Origin of the sequence: Luteibacter sp. CQ10, assembly GCF_040900725.1 — a bacterium.
Lineage (GTDB): Bacteria > Pseudomonadota > Gammaproteobacteria > Xanthomonadales > Rhodanobacteraceae > Luteibacter.
This window is the reverse complement of sequence record NZ_JAEUYM010000005.1, coordinates 193,789-212,221: the sequence shown is the minus strand read 5'-3', so window position 1 is coordinate 212,221 and position 18,433 is coordinate 193,789. Positions and strand designations below refer to the sequence as shown.

The 18,433-nt window shown below is 67.9% G+C and carries 23 protein-coding genes; 6 read left to right on the top strand and 17 right to left on the bottom strand.

Annotation, left to right across the window (positions count from 1 at the left end; translation table 11 throughout):
• The 6 genes from JNG39_RS18475 to JNG39_RS18450 all read right to left on the bottom strand — a co-directional run bounded on the left by JNG39_RS18475 (nt 1) and on the right by JNG39_RS18450 (nt 5,415).
• Nucleotides 1-243: an acyl carrier protein gene (locus JNG39_RS18475; protein ID WP_368313448.1), complete on the bottom strand. Its 243-nt coding sequence runs from the start codon at nt 241-243 to the stop codon at nt 1-3.
• Complete coding sequence (locus JNG39_RS18470) at nt 240-1,223, bottom strand: NAD-dependent epimerase/dehydratase family protein (RefSeq protein ID WP_368313447.1); 984 nt, start codon at nt 1,221-1,223, stop codon at nt 240-242. The genes JNG39_RS18475 and JNG39_RS18470 overlap by 4 nt, the downstream gene beginning before the upstream one ends.
• Nucleotides 1,220-2,983, bottom strand: coding sequence for a fatty acyl-AMP ligase (locus tag JNG39_RS18465; protein WP_368313446.1), 1,764 nt, complete (start codon nt 2,981-2,983; stop codon nt 1,220-1,222). Before JNG39_RS18465 ends, JNG39_RS18470 begins: the two co-directional genes overlap by 4 nt.
• Nucleotides 2,984-3,156: 173 nt before the next feature.
• Nucleotides 3,157-3,912 carry an aspartyl/asparaginyl beta-hydroxylase domain-containing protein gene (locus JNG39_RS18460; protein ID WP_368313445.1) on the bottom strand — a complete coding sequence of 252 codons (756 nt, stop codon included), beginning with the start codon at nt 3,910-3,912 and terminating at the stop codon, nt 3,157-3,159.
• A 46-nt stretch (nt 3,913-3,958) separates the two neighbouring features.
• Complete coding sequence (locus JNG39_RS18455; RefSeq protein WP_368313444.1) at nt 3,959-4,693, bottom strand: hypothetical protein; 735 nt, start codon at nt 4,691-4,693, stop codon at nt 3,959-3,961.
• Nucleotides 4,690-5,415 (bottom strand): hypothetical protein, encoded by a 726-nt coding sequence (locus JNG39_RS18450; RefSeq protein WP_368313443.1) that lies wholly within the window; start codon nt 5,413-5,415, stop codon nt 4,690-4,692. The genes JNG39_RS18455 and JNG39_RS18450 overlap by 4 nt, the downstream gene beginning before the upstream one ends.
• A 171-nt stretch (nt 5,416-5,586) precedes the next feature.
• On the opposite strand from JNG39_RS18450, the gene JNG39_RS18445 reads away from it, so the two are divergent.
• Nucleotides 5,587-6,309: a hypothetical protein gene (locus JNG39_RS18445; RefSeq protein WP_368313442.1), complete on the top strand. Its 723-nt coding sequence runs from the start codon at nt 5,587-5,589 to the stop codon at nt 6,307-6,309.
• Between the two features lie 54 nt (nt 6,310-6,363).
• Here JNG39_RS18445 and JNG39_RS18440 read toward each other — a convergent pair whose 3' ends face one another.
• Nucleotides 6,364-7,125, bottom strand: coding sequence for an alpha/beta fold hydrolase (locus JNG39_RS18440; RefSeq protein ID WP_368313441.1), 762 nt, complete (start codon nt 7,123-7,125; stop codon nt 6,364-6,366).
• A gap of 79 nt (nt 7,126-7,204) precedes the next feature.
• Nucleotides 7,205-7,621 (bottom strand): organic hydroperoxide resistance protein, encoded by a 417-nt coding sequence (locus JNG39_RS18435; RefSeq protein ID WP_368313440.1) that lies wholly within the window; start codon nt 7,619-7,621, stop codon nt 7,205-7,207.
• Nucleotides 7,622-7,981: 360 nt separating this feature from the next.
• Between JNG39_RS18435 and JNG39_RS18430 the strand changes: the two genes are divergently transcribed.
• The 3 genes from JNG39_RS18430 to JNG39_RS18420 are packed head-to-tail and all read left to right on the top strand — an operon-like array spanning nt 7,982 to nt 10,570.
• Complete coding sequence (locus JNG39_RS18430; RefSeq protein ID WP_368313439.1) at nt 7,982-8,524, top strand: redoxin family protein; 543 nt, start codon at nt 7,982-7,984, stop codon at nt 8,522-8,524.
• Nucleotides 8,525-8,528: 4 nt separating this feature from the next.
• Nucleotides 8,529-9,269, top strand: a complete 741-nt coding sequence (locus JNG39_RS18425) for a response regulator (protein WP_368313438.1) — start codon at nt 8,529-8,531, stop codon at nt 9,267-9,269.
• A gap of 29 nt (nt 9,270-9,298) precedes the next feature.
• Nucleotides 9,299-10,570 carry a sensor histidine kinase gene (locus JNG39_RS18420; protein ID WP_368313437.1) on the top strand — a complete coding sequence of 424 codons (1,272 nt, stop codon included), beginning with the start codon at nt 9,299-9,301 and terminating at the stop codon, nt 10,568-10,570.
• Here JNG39_RS18420 and JNG39_RS18415 read toward each other — a convergent pair.
• Nucleotides 10,557-11,519 (bottom strand): GlxA family transcriptional regulator, encoded by a 963-nt coding sequence (locus JNG39_RS18415; protein WP_368313436.1) that lies wholly within the window; start codon nt 11,517-11,519, stop codon nt 10,557-10,559. The two genes, JNG39_RS18420 and JNG39_RS18415, sit on opposite strands and share 14 nt — an antisense overlap.
• A 77-nt stretch (nt 11,520-11,596) precedes the next feature.
• Here JNG39_RS18415 and JNG39_RS18410 point away from each other — a divergent pair, with 77 nt between their 5' ends.
• The gene (locus tag JNG39_RS18410; RefSeq protein ID WP_368313435.1) at nt 11,597-12,286 is read left to right on the top strand and encodes a dienelactone hydrolase family protein; all 690 of its coding nucleotides are present in this window, start codon (nt 11,597-11,599) and stop codon (nt 12,284-12,286) included.
• A 71-nt stretch (nt 12,287-12,357) separates the two neighbouring features.
• Here JNG39_RS18410 and JNG39_RS18405 read toward each other — a convergent pair whose 3' ends face one another.
• The 3 genes from JNG39_RS18405 to JNG39_RS18395 form a co-directional block, all read right to left on the bottom strand.
• A complete protein-coding gene (locus JNG39_RS18405; protein WP_144916766.1) occupies nt 12,358-12,531 on the bottom strand; it encodes a DUF1328 domain-containing protein in 174 nt (57 codons plus the stop codon).
• A gap of 42 nt (nt 12,532-12,573) precedes the next feature.
• Nucleotides 12,574-12,783 (bottom strand): CsbD family protein, encoded by a 210-nt coding sequence (locus tag JNG39_RS18400; RefSeq protein WP_144916768.1) that lies wholly within the window; start codon nt 12,781-12,783, stop codon nt 12,574-12,576.
• A 155-nt stretch (nt 12,784-12,938) separates the two neighbouring features.
• Nucleotides 12,939-13,799 (bottom strand): helix-turn-helix domain-containing protein, encoded by an 861-nt coding sequence (locus JNG39_RS18395; protein ID WP_368313434.1) that lies wholly within the window; start codon nt 13,797-13,799, stop codon nt 12,939-12,941.
• Nucleotides 13,800-13,844: 45 nt separating this feature from the next.
• Here JNG39_RS18395 and JNG39_RS18390 point away from each other — a divergent pair, with 45 nt between their 5' ends.
• Nucleotides 13,845-14,624, top strand: a complete 780-nt coding sequence (locus JNG39_RS18390) for an isocitrate lyase/phosphoenolpyruvate mutase family protein (RefSeq protein ID WP_368313433.1) — start codon at nt 13,845-13,847, stop codon at nt 14,622-14,624.
• 216 nt (nt 14,625-14,840) lie between these two features.
• On the opposite strand, the gene JNG39_RS18385 is transcribed toward JNG39_RS18390, so the two are convergent.
• The 5 genes from JNG39_RS18385 to JNG39_RS18365 form a co-directional block, all read right to left on the bottom strand.
• Nucleotides 14,841-15,434 (bottom strand): hypothetical protein, encoded by a 594-nt coding sequence (locus tag JNG39_RS18385; protein WP_368313432.1) that lies wholly within the window; start codon nt 15,432-15,434, stop codon nt 14,841-14,843.
• 109 nt (nt 15,435-15,543) lie between these two features.
• Nucleotides 15,544-16,371 (bottom strand): NADPH-dependent 7-cyano-7-deazaguanine reductase QueF, encoded by an 828-nt coding sequence (gene queF, locus JNG39_RS18380; RefSeq protein ID WP_368313431.1) that lies wholly within the window; start codon nt 16,369-16,371, stop codon nt 15,544-15,546.
• A gap of 53 nt (nt 16,372-16,424) precedes the next feature.
• Entirely contained in the window at nt 16,425-17,417 is a 993-nt protein-coding gene (locus JNG39_RS18375) for an aldo/keto reductase (protein WP_368313430.1), read from the bottom strand.
• Complete coding sequence (locus JNG39_RS18370; RefSeq protein WP_368313429.1) at nt 17,414-17,863, bottom strand: MerR family transcriptional regulator; 450 nt, start codon at nt 17,861-17,863, stop codon at nt 17,414-17,416. Before JNG39_RS18370 ends, JNG39_RS18375 begins: the two co-directional genes overlap by 4 nt.
• 162 nt (nt 17,864-18,025) lie before the next feature.
• Nucleotides 18,026-18,424 carry an acyl-CoA thioesterase gene (locus JNG39_RS18365; RefSeq protein ID WP_368313428.1) on the bottom strand — a complete coding sequence of 133 codons (399 nt, stop codon included), beginning with the start codon at nt 18,422-18,424 and terminating at the stop codon, nt 18,026-18,028.
• Nucleotides 18,425-18,433 lie beyond the last annotated feature (9 nt).

Genomic DNA, 18,433 nt, shown 5'->3' with positions numbered 1-18,433 from the left:
TCAACCTACGAATTTCTGGATAAGCGACGCGAGGTCGCCCACGACCTTGACGTTGGCCAGCGCGTTCACCGGCACGGAAATGTCGAAATGATCCTCGACCGCCATCATGAGGTCCATCACCCGGAGCGAATCCAGGGCCAGTTCGCCGGTCAGTTCGGTCTTTTCGCCGATGTTCGCCACGCGACCCTCGGCCAGCGGAGTGACGAGCTGCACCAGCTGCGCGACCACGTCTTGATAATTCATTGGGACACTCCGTTCAGTGCGACGGGTGGCTTGCCGAACGTTTGCGCCAGCCCTTCGGCGAAACCGATCGCGGGTTGCCACCCGGTCGCTTGTACAAAATCAGCGTTGTCGCACGTCCAGTCGGCGTGCGTGATCTCGCGCACCTTGCCCGGCGTCAGCATGGGCGCGTAGCCGAAGAGGCGCGCCGCCAGCAGGTTGACGCCGGCGACGGCGCGCAGGCAGGGCGTGGGGATGCGCAAGCGGCGAATGCGCGCGCCGTCGCGCAGCACGCGCGATGCCGTGGCGAGCACCGTGTCCCAGTCGTAGCCGCGGGCATGGCCGTCGTGCAGTTCGTGGATGGCACCCGATTCGCTTTCGACGGCCAGCCATGCCACCACGGCCGAGGCCAGGTCGGCGACGTGGATCATCGAGAACCGGCCGCGGCCGTCGCCGGGGATCGGCGCCAGTCCGCGTGCCATGCCTTCGAAGAGCGGGAGCATCTCGCGGTCGCCCGGACCGTACACGGCGGGCGGCCGGAGCGCGACCCAGGTGAGGTGCCCGGCGTGGGCCTGGAGGGCCTGCTCGCCCAGCCGCTTGCTTCGCGCATAGTCCGACAACTGCGGCTCGCGCGCCGCCAACGACGAGATCAGCAGGAAACGGTCGCACCCGGTGGTGCCGCGTGCGGCCTGCACGATGTCGGCCACGCCCTTTTCGTTGACGAGGTCGAAATCGTCGCGGCGCGCGCCGCGCACGTTACCCGCGCAATGCACCACCGCCGTCGCGCCGTTCACGAGCGCGGCCAGGGCGTCGCGGTCGGCGAGGTCGCCCGCCACCCAGGTGAGCCCGGGTGCCTGCGGCATCACGCGGCCCCGGCGCGGGCGGTAGAGCGCGCGCACGGCATGGCCGGCGGCCAGCAGCCGCTCGCGCAACGCGTTACCGATGAAGCCCGTGGCACCGGTCAGCGCGATAACGGTGGATGCCCTGCCCGGCGCGTGGTTCATCTGGAACCCACGACCCGGAGAGGCGGCTCCTGCGCCTGCCGTGCGAGGTAACCGGTGCGCGTGGCCGAGCGGGAAAGCTTGCCGGACGAGGTGCGCGGCAGCGTATGCCGCGGCACCAGTTCGATGAGGCAGTCGACCGCGAGCTCTTCCAGCAGCTCGCGACGGATGCGCTGCACGAGCGTGGCGCGCACCGTCGGGTCGTTGGACGCGCACTGCACCACCACCACGGCCATCTCGCCACCGGTCGGGCCGGGCACGCTGAACGCGGAGGCGTCCTGCGAGCGCAGCTCCGGCTGGCGCTCGACGATGCGCTCGATGTCCTGCGGCCAGATGTTGCGTCCGTTGACGATGATCATGTCCTTGTGGCGGCCCGTGATGACGACTTCTCCGTCCACGAGGTAGCCGATGTCGCCGGTGTCGAGCCAGCCGTCGCCCGTCAGCACGTCGGCGGTCAGTTCCGGCTGCTCGAAGTACGCCGACATGAGGCTCGGCCCGCGAACCAGGATGCGGCCGACGTGACGCTCGGGCAGCACGCGGCCCGCGTCGTCGCGGATTTCCAGATCATGCCCCGCGATGACGCCACCGCAACGCACGAAAGCGGTGCCCTGGCCTTCGGCCACCGGGGTGGCGAGCAGGCGATCGGCGAGGTCGGCCGGGTCGATCCAGTCGACCACCATGCCGCCGTCCAGCGGCGCGAAGCTGACCGCCAGCGAGGCCTCGGCCATGCCATAGGAGGGTACGAACGCGCGGGCGTCGAAACCCGCCGGTGCGAGCAGCTCGGCGAACTGCGTCAGCACGGTCGGCAGGATGGGCTCGGCGCCGACGCCGGCGATGCGCCAGCGCGAGAGGTCGTACGAGGCGATGTCGCCGGGGCGCACGCGACGCGAGCACATCTCATAGCCGAACGGCGGGCTGTAGGCGACGGTCGCCTTCGACTCGCTCATCAGTTCCAGCCAGCGGCGAGGACGCATCGCGAACTCGCGCGTGTCGAGGTAATCGATGGAGCGCTGCGCGCCGAGCACGGTGAGCAGGCAACCGACCAGGCCCATGTCGTGATAGAAGGGCAACCACGACACGAAGCGATCGTCCTCGCGCAACGCGAGGCCATCGTCGATCGAGCCGCGCAGGTTCGCCATCAGGGCGCGCTCGGTGATCACGGCGGCCTTCGGCGTGCCGGTGCTGCCCGAGGTGAACTGCAGGTAGGCGATCTCGTCCGGGCCGATGGGCGTGAGCGCCTTGGCCTGCGAGGGCAGGGCTTCGAACGCGGCCGGCTCGCCCCACATCACCACGTCGAGGCCGCGCACGGCTTCTTCGAGAAAGCCCTGGTACGCGTCCGACGCCACGACGACCGCGGCGCGACACGCCTCGAGCATGCCGTGGAGCTTGTGCACGAAGGCGTCGTGGCCACCCAGGTTGATGGCCGACGGCAGCGCGACGGGAACCAGGCCCGCGTATTGGCAGGCAAAGAAGAAGCGCAGGAAGTCCGGCGTGGTTTCCGCCACGATGGCCACGCACGCGCCGCGCGGAAGGTCCAGCGAGAGCAGGCGCCTGGCCAGCGTCATCGCCTGCGCGCGCAGGAGGCGGTACGGCACGGCCGCGACGAGCTTGCCACCGGCGTGGAAGTTCGCGCCGGTGACGCCCGTGGCGGCGTAGTCCAGGGCCTCGGACAGCGTGGAAAAATCCCCGCGTCGCAGAGGCACCGTGTTGATCGTGGGAGTCGCGGACCCGCTACGGGTCGAAATGCTTCCGTCTGCGCTCATGGTCTTTTTCGTTCGATGCGGATTTCACGTTACGGGGAGATCACCGCGGCGTGGCAAGGCGATTACTGAACCCAATGGTACCTTAATTGGGGCGGATGTTAAGAATTTCCTCAGGAAATCGTGAGGGTTTGCCTCCGTTCGCATATACAAACGTGAAGGCTTGGAGAAGGCCCTCACCGGCCGCGGTCGCGATTCCACTTGGCGAGGTTCCTGATCGGCTGCCGCACATAGGGGCTTGCCTGAATCAGCCAGAAAATCAATCGGTTGAACGCCGTTCCGATCCGGTCCATCGGACGGTCGATATCGATGAACAGCACGGCGCGCAGCTCGTCGGTGTCGTTGTGGACCTCGTGCTCGTAGCTGTCGTCGAAAAGCACGACCTTGCCCTCGTCCCAGTGCAGGATCTGGTCGTCGACACGGATCCAGACGTTTTCCCGGTCGGCCGGCACCTTCAGGCCCAGGTGCGCGCGGATCACGGCCTTGGTCGGGCCCTTGTGCGGGGCGATGCGATAGCGCGGCTGGAGAATCGAGAACATCGCGCTGCGCATGCCCGGCAGCGCGTCGAGCACCGCGGCCGTCTCCGGGCAGAGCGCGCAGTTCTCGTCCACGCGCTTGCCGTAGACGTAGAAGCCGAACGTCTTCCAGTTGTCGCCCTTGGAGATACGTTTCTGGTCGGGCGAGATCTGGTGGAAGGCGGGGATGTCCTCGGGGTGTTCGAGCAGGTGGTCGAGCTCGGCCCGGATCCGCGGCCAGGCGCTTTCCAGCTGCGGCACCCAGGCGAACTGCTCGTTGCCGATCACGGGCGTGGTGGGGGCCAGTGAGTGCCTGTCCTGGAAACGGCCGCTCCAGCGCAGGAAGTGCTTGCCGCCCCGGATCAGCAGGCGGCGCCATAGCGGTGCTTGCGGTGTGGTGGAAACGGTGGTGTTCACGGTAGCCCTGACGATGAAAGTGGCGGTGACGGCGCGACAGGCGCGCTCATGCGGCCGCGTTGGCGAGGGATGAAAGCGTGGGCATCGCCGCGATCACGGCAAGCGATGCTCTTTCCAGCACGTCGGCGTACGGCGCGCGGGTGTCCAATTCGAACAACGGGGCGCCGTTGTACTTCAGGCGCGACATCACGGCGATCTTGTCGCTCAGCTCGGCCGGGTTGTGGTCGGGCTTGCGCGCATGCGCGGTAGACAGATCGATGTCGAGCTTGATGACCAGTGCGGGCCGATGCCGCGCCATGCGCTCGTACAGGCGCTTTTCGCGCGCCGCCAGCTTGCGCACCAGCCAGTGGTCGCTGCGCTCGCCCAGGCCCGGGCCGTCGTAGCGGAACCCGTTGATCTCGGCCTGCGGGTAGCGATCGGTGATGACCAGCACGCCACGCTCGGCCATGCGGCGAACCTTGCGCAGGTGCGCCGCGCGCCAGAGCGACAAGCCGTACATCACCAGCGCGCCCCAGGGGCCCGGCGCCTTGTTGCGCATGTCCTGCGCATGCGCGGCCTTGGCGGCGAGGCGGCGTTCCAGGCGAGGGCCGATCAGCGGCAGGCGCTTGATCTTGTCGCCGTTCTCGCCGGAGATCAGGCCCAGGTAACGCCGCTCCACGCGCGCGTGCCGGCCCAGGTTGCGGGCCAGGTCGTGGGTGAGCGTGGATTTGCCGGTGCCGTCGCAGCCGACGACGGCGACCAGCCCCGAGATGGGCGGCGGCATGGCGGTGTGGGTGTTCATGCGGGCGTTGCCTCGAGGGCGCCGTGCACCGCGCGCAGCGACGCATCGAGCACGTGGGCCGCATCGTCGCGACCGTCGAGGTCGAGGATACGGGCGCCGTTGAAGGTGAGGTGGGGAATCGCCGCGATCTTCTTTCGCAGCGAGGCGAGCTTGTGGTCGGGCTTGCGCGCGTGGGCAGTCGCCTCGTCGACGTTGAGCCGGATCACCAGCATCGGCACGCCGGTGGCCATCCAGCGGTAGAGCTTCAGCTCGCGCTCGCGCAGCCAGCGCACCCACCAGGAACCGCCTTGCGTCTTCGCCAGCTCAGGGCCGTCGAACAGGAAGCCGGGGATTTCGGCCTGCGGGTAGCGGTCGGTGATCACCAGCGCGCCGCGCCGGCACATCGCCAGCATGCGGCGGTACTTATGCGCACGCCAACGCGACAGGAGGTAGATCGCCAGGGCGGTCACCGCGCCCGGCGGCTCGCTGGGGCGCTCATGCACGCGGTCGGACTTGCGCCCGAGGTAACGCCCCACCGGCGGGCCGATCAGTGGCAGGTCGCGGATCCAGTCGCCGATCTTTCCCGACGACTGGCCGAGGTAGAGCTGCTCGGTCGACGCCTTCTCACCCAGGTGTGAGACCAGCGCGGAGGCGAGCGTCGACTTGCCCGAGCCATCGCACCCGGTAAGGGCGATGACGGGCAGCACGCGCGGGCCGTCGGAAAGGGGCGAGAAGGAAACCAACGAAAATAACCTGTTGCGTAATATAATTGCAATGTTAAGCCCGCGTGGACGTGCTCGTCTACGTAAGATCTCACAGGATCTTCACTTTCATGCGGTCATGCACCGGGCACGTTAGTTGGTGCGTGTCATCGGTCTTTCAAGCGCCTTTCACATTTCGTGCGGATAACAGCAATGCGGGCACAGCCTGACGCCTTGGCTCCTCTGATCGCCATCATCGGTACCGACGGGTCGGGAAAATCGACCGTCGGCGACCACATCGCCACCTGGATCACCCGTTATGGGCCCGCGGGCCGGGTCCATCTGGGCAAGCAATCGGGCAACGTCCTTCGTGCGCTGGGGCGGCTGCCGTTGATCGGCGGGGTCACCGAGCGCCTCATCGAGCGCAAGGTCAAGGACGTAAATAAGCAGATCAAGGCCGACCGGCAGCCCAAGCTGCTGCCCGCGCTGGTCATCAGCCTGTTCACGCTGCGCCGCAAGCGCCGCTTCAAACGCATGCTGGCGCTGCGCCGGCAGGGCCTCATCGTCGTCACCGACCGCTTTCCCCAGGTGGAGGTCCCGGGGGCCTACGACGGCCCCGGTTTTCCGGAGACCTCGACGGGGTCGCCGCTCGTGGTCCGACTCGCCAGGCACGAGCACGCCGCGTTCGCCTGGATGGCCAGCCATCGCCCCGACCTGGTCTTGCGCCTCAACGTCGATCTCGACACCGCGTGCCGGCGCAAGCCCGATCATCGCCGAGAGGCGCTTGCGCGAAAAATCGCGGTCACGCCCCTGCTGACGTTCAGCGGCGCGCGCATCGTCGACATCGACGCCGCTCAGCCGCTGGCCCAGGTGTTCGCCCAGGCCGAAGCGGCGATCGCCGTGGTCATGGAAGAGCGCGGCTACGTCGCACGCTGAGAGACCTCGGGTCGGCGCGTTTCGGCCGCTCCGACCCGGGCCGCATCGGCGGGCTTACCTTGCCTTCGTCGCGGCGTCCTCGATCACCGCGGCGACCTTCGCGGGTTGCGAGATATAGACGACGTGGCTGGCCTCGATCTCGGTCACCTTCGAACCGGCGCGCTTGTACATCCAGCGCTCGAGATCCGGGTTGAGTGCGTGATCCTTCCTGGACACGACGGCCCAGGAGGGCTTGTCGTGCCACGCGGCCACCGGCGCGGTGGCGTCGAACGCCGCCTTGGCGGCGGGTACCTGCGAGATCGCCATGAAGTCGGTGAGTCCCTTGGGCACGTCGGCGGCGAAGTCTTTGGCGAACTTGGCCGGATTGAAATACAGGTGGCCGTCGCTGGTGGGCTGGATGTCGTCCGCGTCGCCGGCGGCGGGCATCGAACCGACCAGCTTCCCGAGGCTTTCGCCCACGTCGGGTACCACGGCCGAGACGTAGACCAGTGCCTTTACCGTGTCGCGGCTGCCGGCCTGGGTGATGACGGCGCCGCCATAACTGTGGCCGACCAGCACCACCGGGCCATCCTGTCGACGAACGGCCTTGTCGGTCTGCGCGACATCGTCGGCGAGGTTCTCCGCGCGGGTCTGCACCACGGTCACGTGATAGCCCTTGCGGGCGAGGATGTCGTACACGCCGCGCCAGCCCGAACCGTCGACGAAGGCGCCCGGCACGATGACCACGTTGTGGATGCCCGGCGGGGTGGCGGCGTCGGCGGCGACCGCGGCCGACGCGCTGCCGAGTGTGAGGGCGAGAAAGAGAAGCTTGCGCATGGGATGTCCTTTGCGTTGTGCGGAAAGAGGCGGGATGTGCCGCCGGCTCGGGCCGGCGGCGGGGCAAGGCAAACGGCCGTCAGGCGAGGGCGACCTGCACGTCGATGTTTCCGCGGGTGGCCTTCGAGTACGGGCAGGTGCGGTGGGCCTGCTCGACGATGGCCCGGGCCACGTCGCGGTCGAGGTCGGGAAGGCTGACGGTGAGCCGCGCTTGCAGGGCATAGCCGTTGTCGCCCGTGCCGAGGTCCACTTCGGCGTCCACCGCCGTACCGGCCGGCAGGGTCAGCTGGCGATCGCGGGCCGCCAGGCCCATCGCGCCAATGAAGCAGGCGGACCAGCCAGCGGCGAAGAGCTGTTCGGGGTTGGTGCCGGCGCCGCTGGAGCCCGGCGAGGAGAGGGCGATGTCCAGGCGGCCGTCCGAACTGCTTGCCTTGCCGTCGCGGCCTCCCGTCGTGCGGGTTTTGCCGGTGTAGAGAACTTTTTCGATCTGGGCCATGGTGGCGGTGTCCTGTGTGGGGTGTCGGTGGACACATCAGACCGCGGCGGCGTATCCGGGCTGTGTCGCCGGGACGGCCGAAAGGCATCGAAACGTGTCGCCGACAGGGGCGTACACGTTTGGATACAAAGCCGATGGGGCGTTATCGCCTGCGCGGATGCCCGGCGCTGGGCTCCTGCGTGCGCAGGAGCGACGGATCGAAATCTTGCCGTTCTTCATTCCTGCGTACGCAGAAATCCAGCGATTCACCGCGGGGCGGGGCGACGGATACACATCGATACAAAAAGCGTGGAGGCCGGAAATCCCCCGGATACGCACGAATCGTCTACTGGGTGACATCCCCCAGGAGACCCTCCCCCCATGCCTTCCCTACGTATCTGCATCACCCTGCTGGCGCTGTTCATCGCGTTGATCGCGTCCTGGCCGTCACCGCGCGGTGCCGAAGCCGTCGCCACGTCCGCCAACGCCGTTCCCGCCCCTGAATTCGCCGGCATCGACCGCTGGTTCAACTCGCCGCCCCTCACCCTGAAAGGCCTGCGCGGCAAGGTGGTGCTGGTGGAGTTCTGGACACACGGCTGCATCAACTGCCTTCACGTGCTGCCCCATACGAAGGCGCTCTACGACCGCTACAAGAACGACGGCCTGGTGGTGGTCGGCGTGCATACGCCCGAATACGAGGAAGAGCGCGATCCCGTACGCGTCGCCGCCGCCATCCGCAAGCTCGGCATCGACTGGCCGGTGGCCGTGGACAATGGCCAGCACACCTGGAACGCGTTCGGAAACCGGTTCTGGCCGGCGCTTTACCTCATCGACCGCGACGGCCGCATTGTCTATCGGCACGTGGGCGAGGGAAACTACGACGAGACCGAGGCGCACGTGCGCGCACTGCTGGAAAGGGGCTAAGCGCTTGGAACACATCGACCACATCCTCGTCGTCGACGACGACCACGGCATCCGCACCGGCGTCGTCGACTACCTGCGCAAGAACGGTTTGCGCGCCACCGCCGCGGCGGAGGGGCGCGAGATGATGGCCCAGCTCGACACCTCGGCCTTCGACCTGATCGTGCTCGACGTCATGATGCCCGGCGACGACGGCCTGGTGCTGTGCCGCAACCTGCGCAGCGGCAAGCATCGCGCCGTCCCCGTCCTGCTGCTCACCGCGCGCGACGACGAGACCGACCGCATCATCGGCCTGGAAATGGGCGCGGACGATTACCTCACCAAGCCGTTCTCCCCGCGCGAATTGCTCGCGCGCATCAAGGCGGTGATCCGTCGCACGCGCATGCTGCCGCCCAACCTGCGCATTACCGAAACCACCGACATCCTCGCGTTCGGCCGTTGGCGCCTGGATACCACGGCACGCCACCTGCTCGACGAAGACGGCACCGTGGTGGCGCTCAGCGGCGCGGAGTTCCGCCTGCTGCGCGTGTTCCTCGACCATCCGCAACGCATCCTCTCCCGCGACCAGTTGCTCAACCTTACCCAGGGGCGCGACGCCGAGCTGTTCGACCGTTCCATCGACCTCATGGTGAGCCGCCTGCGCCAGCGTCTCCAGGACGACGCGAAAGAGCAGGCTTACATCAAGACGGTGCGCAGCGAAGGGTACGTCTTCAGCATGCCGGTCAGCGTCAACGGCGACGCCCCGTGAACGCGTTTCGGAGGTGGCTGCCCCGCAGCATGACCTCGCGGCTCTATCTCATCATCGTCTCGGGGCTCCTGCTTGCGTACGCCATGGCGGGCGCCCTCATGGCCTACGAAAGCTACCAGCGGGCCATCACGGTGATGCTCGACACGCTCGAACACGACGTGGGTACGTCGGTGGCCTTCCTCGACCGGCTGCCGGCCGCCGAGCGATCGCGCTGGTTGGGCCGCGTCGAACGCGACAACTACCGTTTCATCCTCGGCCCTGGCGAAATGGGCGAGCCGCTGGCCACGCCGAGGTCGAAGGAGGTCACGCGGCGTATCGCGCGCGAGGTGGGTCCGTCGTATGGCGTGCATGCGGAGACGGTGTCCATGTCGCCGGAGCGTTACCAGGTGCACCTCACGCTGCACGACGGTTCGCCGCTCACGCTCGAGGTGATACCGCACCCGCCGACCGTCGCCGACTGGCTGCCGGTGGTGTTCGTCCTGCAGATGGTCTTGCTGCTGGGTTGCGCGTGGCTCGCCGTGCGCTTCGCGACGCGTCCGCTGGCCGACCTGGCCCGCGCCGCGGAGCGGCTGACGCCGACCGTCGATGCGCGGCGACTGCCCGAGGACGGGCCGACCGAAGTCGCGCAGGCCGCCGTCGCGTTCAACGCCATGCAGGATCGCATCGGCAAGTACCTGAAAGAACGGCTGCACATTCTCGCCTCCATCTCGCATGATCTGCAGACGCCCATCACGCGCATGCGGCTGCGCGCGGAATCGCTCGACGACGGCGCCGAACGCGACCGGTTGCTCGCCGATCTCGCCGAGATGGAGCACCTCGTACGCGAAGGCGTGGCCTACGCGCGTAGCGCGCACGGTGGCGACGAGGCGCCCGTGCGCATCGATCCGTCCGCCTTTCTGGAAAGCCTCGTCTTCGACTACCAGGACATGGGCAAGCCCGTCGCGCTCGTGGAGAGCGCGAAAGGCGCGGTCACCGTGCGACCGCGCGCGTTGCGTCGCGTGCTGGGCAATCTCGTCGACAACGCGATCAAGTACGGCGGTTCGGCCGAAGTGGGCAGCACGCGGGATGCGGGCGGCACGCTGCGCATCACGGTCGCCGATCGCGGCCCGGGCATTCCCGAAGCGGAACTCGACGACGTGCTCCAGCCTTTCTATCGCCTGGAAGGCTCGCGCAGCCGCGATTCGGGCGGCGCCGGCCTCGGCCTGGCCATCGCAACGCAGTTGATGCGTTCGATCGGCGGCGACCTGCGGCTGGGCAACCGCGACGGCGGCGGGCTCGTCGCGACGCTCACGCTGCCGTGAGCGCTGCGCGACGGTAATCCGTCGGCGATGTGCCGACGATGCGCACGAACACCTTGCGGAACGACGCGGTGTCGTCGTAGCCGACGCGCCAGGCGATGCGGTCCACCGGCCAGCGCGTGGCGGCGAGCATCGTGCATGCCTCGGCCACGCGCAGGTGCTGGCAATATGCGGTGGGCTTCATGCCCGTGGCCTTGACGAAGCGGCGCAGGAAGGTGCGCTCACCGAGGCCGGCTTCCGCGGCCATGGCGGCGATACCGGTGCCGCGCGTACCCGCGCGGTGCAGGCGATGCTGCACGCGGAGCACCGCCGCATCGCCATGGGCGAAGTCGGGAACGAAGACATGGCCGCGGGGTGCGTCGCCGCCGGGCGGTTCCACCTGCATGTAGCGCGCGGTGTCGCGCATCGCCTGCGTGCCGAGTACACGTTCGATGATGCGCAGGCCGATGCCCGCCCATGACATCAATCCCGCGCCGGTAAGGATGTCGCCATCGTCCAGCAGGGCGCGATCCGGCTCCATCCGCAGGCCAGGATGGCGCCGCACCAGTTCGGCGGCGTACATGGCATGGGCCGTGACGCGGCGATCGGCCAGCACGCCGGCCGCGCCGAGGGTGAATACGCCGGAGCAGACGCCCGCCAGCATGGCACCGTCGGCATGCCGGGCCTTGAGCCAGGGACCGACGGAAGGCGGCATGCCGACGGCCAGTGGATCGTCGAGGCTCGGCGGCACGATGAGGGCCTTCAGGACGCTGGTGGCGCGCGGCGCGGTGTCGAAGACGCGGCGGCCGTCGTCGTAATGGCCGATGCGAAGTGCAGGTACGTCATCGTCGCGGCAAACGGTACGGTCGGCGACCGCGAACAGGTCGGTGAGACCGCGCAGGGCCGCGTCCTGGGCACCCGGGTAGAGCACCAGGCCGATTTCCACCGTGGGAATGTCAGTTTTGCCTCGCATGAGGTCAGTTTAGCCAGGCGCGCGCGACGAGGGTGAGGGATAGCGTAGGCGGCATCTTCCCGACGCAGGAGCATCCCATGTTGAATTTCAGCGTGTCAGACCGTTTCGGTGCCTACATCGCGTATCCCAGTGTCACCCCCGCACCCGTGGTGGTGGTCGTGCAGGAGATCTTCGGCGTGACCGAAGGTATCCGCGGCATCGCCGACGGCCTCGCCCGCGACGGTTACATCGCGATCGCTCCCGACCTGTTCTGGCGTTTCAGCCCCTGCATCCTGCTGTCCGAGCACAGCAAGGAGGACTGGGAGCAAGCGCTGGGTTATTACAGCCGACTCGACGTCGAGGTGGCGGCCGATGACATCGAAGCCACCATCGCGGTCGCACGGGCCTTGCCTGCCGCCAACGGCAAGGTGGGCGTCATGGGCTATTGCCTCGGCGGGCTGTTGAGTTTCATCGTCGCCACGCGGGGGGGAGTGGATGCGGCCGTCGAGTACTACGGCAGCCAGACGGAGCGTTACCTCGATCGCGCGGAAGGCATACGTTCACCGTTGCTCATCCATCTGGCGGGGGCCGACGCGTTCATGGATGAGGCCGCGCAGAAGCGGATCGCCGGCGGCCTGGAGGGCAACCGGTTCGTCCAGACACATGTCTACGAGGGGCGAGACCACGCGTTCGCGCGGCCCGGTGGGGATCACTTCCACGCGGGGGACGCCGAACTCGCGAATGGACGGACGCGAGCATTCCTTCGGCGGCACCTCCTGGATCGTTGATGCGTGAAAGGGTGACGCAAAAAAAAAGCCCCGGCTCGATGCCGGGGCTTCGTCGATCATGTGTCGCGGTCTTATATCCTCGGCCCGCGACGCAGGCCGCCGAACAGCAGCGAGAGGATAAACAGGATCAGGAACACCACGAAGAGGATCTTGGCGATGCTGGCCGCGCCGGCGGCGATGCCGGTGAAGCCGAAGATCGCGGCGATGATCGCGATCACAAAGAAGATGACGGCCCAATGCAGCATGACGTTGGCTCCTTGGAAGCGGGTTGGTATGTGTGAGGAGGATCAGTACTGACGATCGATATCTTTGCGGAAGTCGTGGATTTCCCGCTCGACGTCGTCCTTGGCCCTTCCGTAGCGCTCCTGGATCTTTCCGGCGAGGTATTCGCTGTTACCCTCGGCGACATCCAGATCGTCGTCCGTCAGGTCGCCCCACTTGGCCTTGATCCGCCCCTTGAGTTGCTTCCACTGACCCTTGATGACGTCTTCGTTCATGACTTTTCCTTCCTCGTTGCAAGTGCCCGCGCCTGCGGGTTGGGAGGCATTCGACCACCCGCGACCTGAAAGACCCGTCTTCACGCGGTGAGATGTCACCTCACCGCGCCTTGGCGCGGCGCTCACGAAACCGCATCGAAGCTGAAAAAATCTGGTCAGCCCGCCGGGGAAGACAGCCTGCGGCACAGGGTGGCGGTGTCGTCGTTGTCGGGAAAACAGCATTCGATGCGCACTTCCTCGAGTGTCACGTCGTGCGGTGCGGCGAAAGTGGTGATCGTGGAAAAGAACCGGAACTCGTCGCCACGCCGGCGCAGGACGGTGGCGAGCAGCGGTGAGAGGGGCTGTTCGAGATGGCGCTGGCGCCAGCGCGCCGGCACGCCGGGATAGGAAAGCGCTTCGTCGAGCAGGGCGCGGAGGGCATCGTCGCCGGGTGCGGCGGCGATGGCTTCGTGCAGGTGGCGCACGAGGTCGCCGGCCACTTCGTCCCAGTTCGCCACGGCGGGGCGCAGGTCGTCGGGGTCGAAGATCTGCCGGACCATGTTCATGTGCTTCGGCGGCCTGCCGTCGAGGACATGACCGTTCACGCGGACCGCTGCCTCGTTGGCCTTGAGGATGTCCCAATGCCGATTGAGCACGAACGCGGGGTAGGGTTCCTGCTGGCGCAATAGACTTTCGATGGCACGGTTCACCGATGACAGTCCGGGCATCGCCAGCGGCGTTTCGCGGTAACGCGGCGCGTAGCCCGCGGCCACCAGCAGCGAGTTGCGCTCGCGCAGCGGCAGGTCGAGGCAGTCGGCCAGCCGGGCGACCATGTCGCGGCTGGGCGACGACTTTCCCGTTTCCACGCAGCTCAGGTGGCGCGCCGACACGCCCGCATCCAGGGCGAGATCGAGCTGGCTCATCCGCCGCGCGATGCGCCAGGTCTTCAGTAGGGGTCCGAACGTGGCGGTGGGCATGGGGCCAAGGTAACGCGCCGACGGCATGGCGGCCATGACCTGCGGGGTCATTGCGGACATGCCTGCGACCGGCGATGGTGATGCCATCCAACCGGGAGTACCGCCATGTCCGTGCAACGTTTCCGTGATCTCCATCGGGGCCAGGCCCTGCTCGTGCTGCCCAACGCGTGGGATGCCGGCAGCGCCGCGGCGATCCGCCATGCCGGCGCGCCGGCCATCGCCACCACCAGCGCGGGCGTCGCCTGGGCCTGCGGGTGGCCGGACGGCAACCGGCTTTCTCAGGACGAGCAGGCCGCCGCCGTGCGACGCATCCTTCGCGTGGTGGACGTGCCGCTCAGCGTGGACATCGAGGAAGGTGGGTCGGACGATCCGGAGGCGGTCGGCGCCTTCGTGGCGCGGTTGGCCGAGGCGGGTGTGGCGGGTATCAACATCGAGGATGGCGCCGGCGCGCCCGAGCGACTGGTCGCGAAGCTTCGCGCCATCCGCGCGGCACTCGGCGGGCGCGACCTGTTCATCAACGCGCGCACCGACATCTACCTGCGCGGACTGGCGTCGGGCGATGCGGCGGTGGATGAGGTGATCCGCCGCGCGGGCCTCTATCGCGAGGCGGGCGCCGACGGGCTGTTCGCGCCGGGCATTCGCACGGTCGAGGCCATCCGCCGCGTGACGACGGCCCTTGGCGACATGCCGCTCAACGTGATGCTGGTACCGGAACTGCCCTCGCGCGAGGCGTTGTTCGAGGCGGGTGCGCGGCGGTTGAGCGCGGGGATCGCGTTGTCGCTCGAGGCGTATGCGGGCGCGGCGCGCGGGGCGGCGGCGTTCTTGGGCGTGGCGCCGCCGGGGGAACTCGATTACGCGACGCTCAATGGGCTGCTTGCGCGATAAGTCGATGGCGGCGGGTCGCTCGCTCGGACGCGAGGCGCCGGGTTCCTGCTTTCTCAGGAACGACGCGCTACAAGGATTCGACGTCGCCTCAAAATAACCTCGAGTCGTTCCTGCGCAGGCAGGAACCCAGCGCCTTGCACCCGATTTTCGCGGCGTCGTTCCTACGAAAAAGCGCGGCCGAAGCCGCGCTCTTCAAGGGCAAGCGAAAAAGATCGCTTACTTCTTCTTCACCTCGAACGCCTCGTTGCCCACGGCCTGGCCGTTGAGCGAGACGACGACCTTGTACTTGCCTTCCGGCCACTCGTTCGGGTTCTGGATCTTGAACGTGGTGACGGCCGGGCCGTCGGTGCTGACCGACTGGCTGATGTCGCTCACGGTGGTGGCGGTGTCGCCGTCCTGGAAGGTCCACTTCGCGTTCAGCGTGGCGCCGGCGGTGGTGCCGTCGGTGGCGACCGAGGCGTAGATGGTCTTCTCGTTCGGGGTGAAGGTGGTCTTGGCCTTGGACACCTTCTTGTCGGCGCCGACGGCGCTGCCGAGGGTGACCGAGTCGACCTTCAGCGATTCGCTGGCCGCGGCGGGCGCGGCCGGCGTGGCGGCGGGCTGGGCGGCCGGTGCGGCAGCGGCCGTGCTGGCGGCGGCCGGCGCGGTGGCCGACGGGGCGGTAGCGGCCGGAGCCGGAGCGGCCGCCGGCGCGGTGGAGGCCGCGGCAGGGGCGTTCTGCTGTTCGTCCTTCTTGCCGCAGGCGGTGAGGACCAGCAGGCCGGCGACGGTGGCCGTGGCGAGGACGGACGAACGCAAGGAAAGCTTCATGTGTGGGTTTTCCGGAATGGCTTGGGTCGAAAGGAGCGGGCGCCGCCGCAGGTTACAGGCTACACAACTAAAGGCAAGACCAATGAAGAACGCATGAATGCGGCGTTCATCATTGGCGGGCGCCACGGGGATTCGTGGCCCTCGCGGAGGGGTCGGTGCTTCGGAACGGATTGATGTCCAGGCCGCCGCGGCGCGTGTAGCGCGCATAGACGGTGAGTTCGCGCGGCGCGCAGCGCTCGCTCAGGTCCATGAAGATGCGCTCCACGCACTGCTCGTGGAATTCGGTGTGGCGGCGGAACGAGACCAGGTACCGCAGCAGGCCCGCGCGGTCGATGGGGGCGCCGGCATACGACACCTGCACGCTGCCCCAGTCGGGCTGGCCGGTGACCGGGCAGTTCGAGCGCAGCAGATGGGAGACCAGCACCTCGCGGACCTCGCCGTCGCCCGCATGCAGGAAGTCGGGACGGGGCGGGCCGTAGCTGTCGAAGTCGATGTCCATCGCATCGAGCAGCAGGCCGTCGGGCTCGCCGATGGGCGTGCCGCGCAGTTCGTCGGGGGCATGCAGCGCCACCTCGACCGGGCCGCCCGCCGCCGCGGAGAGATCGCGCACCAGCGTGTCGCGAAGTGACGCGGCGTCGGCGATGCGCTCTTGCGCGAAGCCGTTGAGGTAGAGCTTGAAGGACTTGGATTCGACGATGTTCGGCGTGGTGGCCGGGAAGCGGAATTCCGCCACCGCCACGCGGGGTTTGCCGCGCGCGTCGAGCCAGGAAAGCTCGTAGCCGTTCCAGAGGTCTTCGCCGTGGAACGGCAACGCGCCTTCACGCACGCCGATCTCGTCGCGCTTGCCCTGGCGGGGTATGGGGAAGAGCAGGTTCGCGTCGTAGCGATCGGCGTAGACGGTGGCCTTGCCCAGTGGCGAGTGGTCGGGGGACGACATGATGGCGGTTTGCCGCGTGCAACAAACCGCCATTATAGGTCAGGCGCCTCCGATCACGCGTTGATGGTGCCCATCATCACGGCCTGGTAGCGGTCGCCCGAGGCCGCATCGGCCGGGAACACCGCGTCGATCTCGGCGACCTCGGCCTCGCTCAGCGCGACGTCGTCGGCGCCGGCGTTCTCCTCCAAGTATTTCACCCGCTTGGTACCGGGAATCGGCACGATGTCCTGGCCCTTGGCCAGCACCCAGGCCAGGGCCAGCTGGCTGGGCGTGCAGCCCTTGTCGGCGGCGAATCGCTTCACCTTGTCGACGATGGCGAGGTTTTTCGTGAAGTTCTCGCCCATGAATCGCGGGTTGCCGCGGCGGTAATCGTCCTCGGCGAAGTCGTCGGGCTTCGTGATGGCGCCGGTGAGGAAGCCGCGGCCCAGCGGGCTGTAGGCCACCAGCGCGATGCCGTGTTCGCGGCAGGCGGCGAGGGTGCCGGTGGTTTCCGGGTCGCGGGTCCACAGCGAGTATTCGCTCTGCAGCGCGTGGATGGGGTGCACCTTCGCGGCGCGGGCGATGGAGGCGGCCGAGGCTTCGGAGAGGCCGAGGTAACGCACCTTGCCCTCGTCCACGAGGCGGGCCATGGCGCCGACGGTGTCCTCGATCGGCACCTCGCGATCGACGCGGTGCTGGTAGTAGAGGTCGATGTGGTCGGTCTTCAGGCGGCGCAGGCTGCCTTCCACCGACTCGCGCACGTATTCCGGGCGACCGCTGATGCCGCGTTTGGACGGGTCGTTCGGGTCGCGCACGATGCCGAACTTGGTGGCCAGGAACACCTTGTCGCGACGGCCCTGCAGCACGCGGCCGAGCAACTCCTCATTGGTGTGCGGGCCGTAGGCGTCGGAGGTGTCCCAGAACGTGATGCCCAGCTCGAGGGCGCGCTCCAGCGTGGCGATGTTTTCCTTTTCGTCGCCTTGCCCGTAGAACTCGCTCATGCCCATGCAGCCGAGGCCCTGGGCCGATACCTGGGGACCGTTCTTGCCGAGAGTGCGTGTCTTCATGCCTGTTTCCTTCGTTTCGAGGGGGCGGTGACCGGGGGCGGCGGTGCCGCGGCCTCGGCCGGGGAAGGCGCGCCGTCGGCGACGTACATCGACCGGTAGAGGGCGATCTTGTCGTCGAGGCGTTGGATGGTGTCGTTGAGGGTGGTCAGCTCCTCGCGCAGGTGCGCGGCGTGGCGAGCCAGCAGGTCGCCGCGCAAGCGGATGCTCTCGGGCGTGTCGCCCAGCCGGCGCAGGCGCACGTATTCCTGGATGTCGCGCATGGGCATGCCCGTGGCGCGCAGCTTCAGCACGAAGCCGATCAGGCGGATCTCGAGCTCGCCGTAGACCCGCTGCCCGCTGCGGCGCGGCACGGGGTCGATCAGGCCGATCTGCTCGTAGTAGCGCAGCGTGTGCGCGGTGAGGCCGGTGGCGAGGGCGGCCTCGGCGATGGTCATGGCGTGGGGCATGACCGGAAGCGTACGACTTCGAGTGCGCTCTAAGTCAATACAGGCAGGCGAAGCCTCCCTCGCTTGGTAGGAGCCGATTCATCGGCGATTCCTAACCGTGTCGCGATCCGGCTTTCGCCGCTGAAGCGGCTCCTACCAAGCGAGGTGTGGCCCGCTTGGAGGTTACGCCTCGACCGGCGTCGGCTTGTGGTCGGCATCCAGCGCGATCATCACGAAGGTGCCCCGCGTGCACAGCTCGCGCTCGCCGGTGATGAGGTCTTCGGTGTACATCGCCACGTCGACGTTCATCGAGGTGCGGCCCACGGACACCACGGTGGCGATCAGCTCCACCATCTGGCCCTTGCGCACCGGCACGTGGAAATCCACCTGCTCGGAGCGGGCCGTGACCACCACCTTGCGGGAATAGCGCGACGAGGCGAGGAAGGCGGCCTTGTCCATCCACGCCAGCGCCTGGCCGCCGAACAGCGTGCCCAGGTGGTTGGTGTGATCGGGGAAGACGATCTCCAGGAGACGGGCTTCGGTGGGGCGGGCGATGGGGAGCATGGTGGGGGTGTCTGGCATGATGGCTCC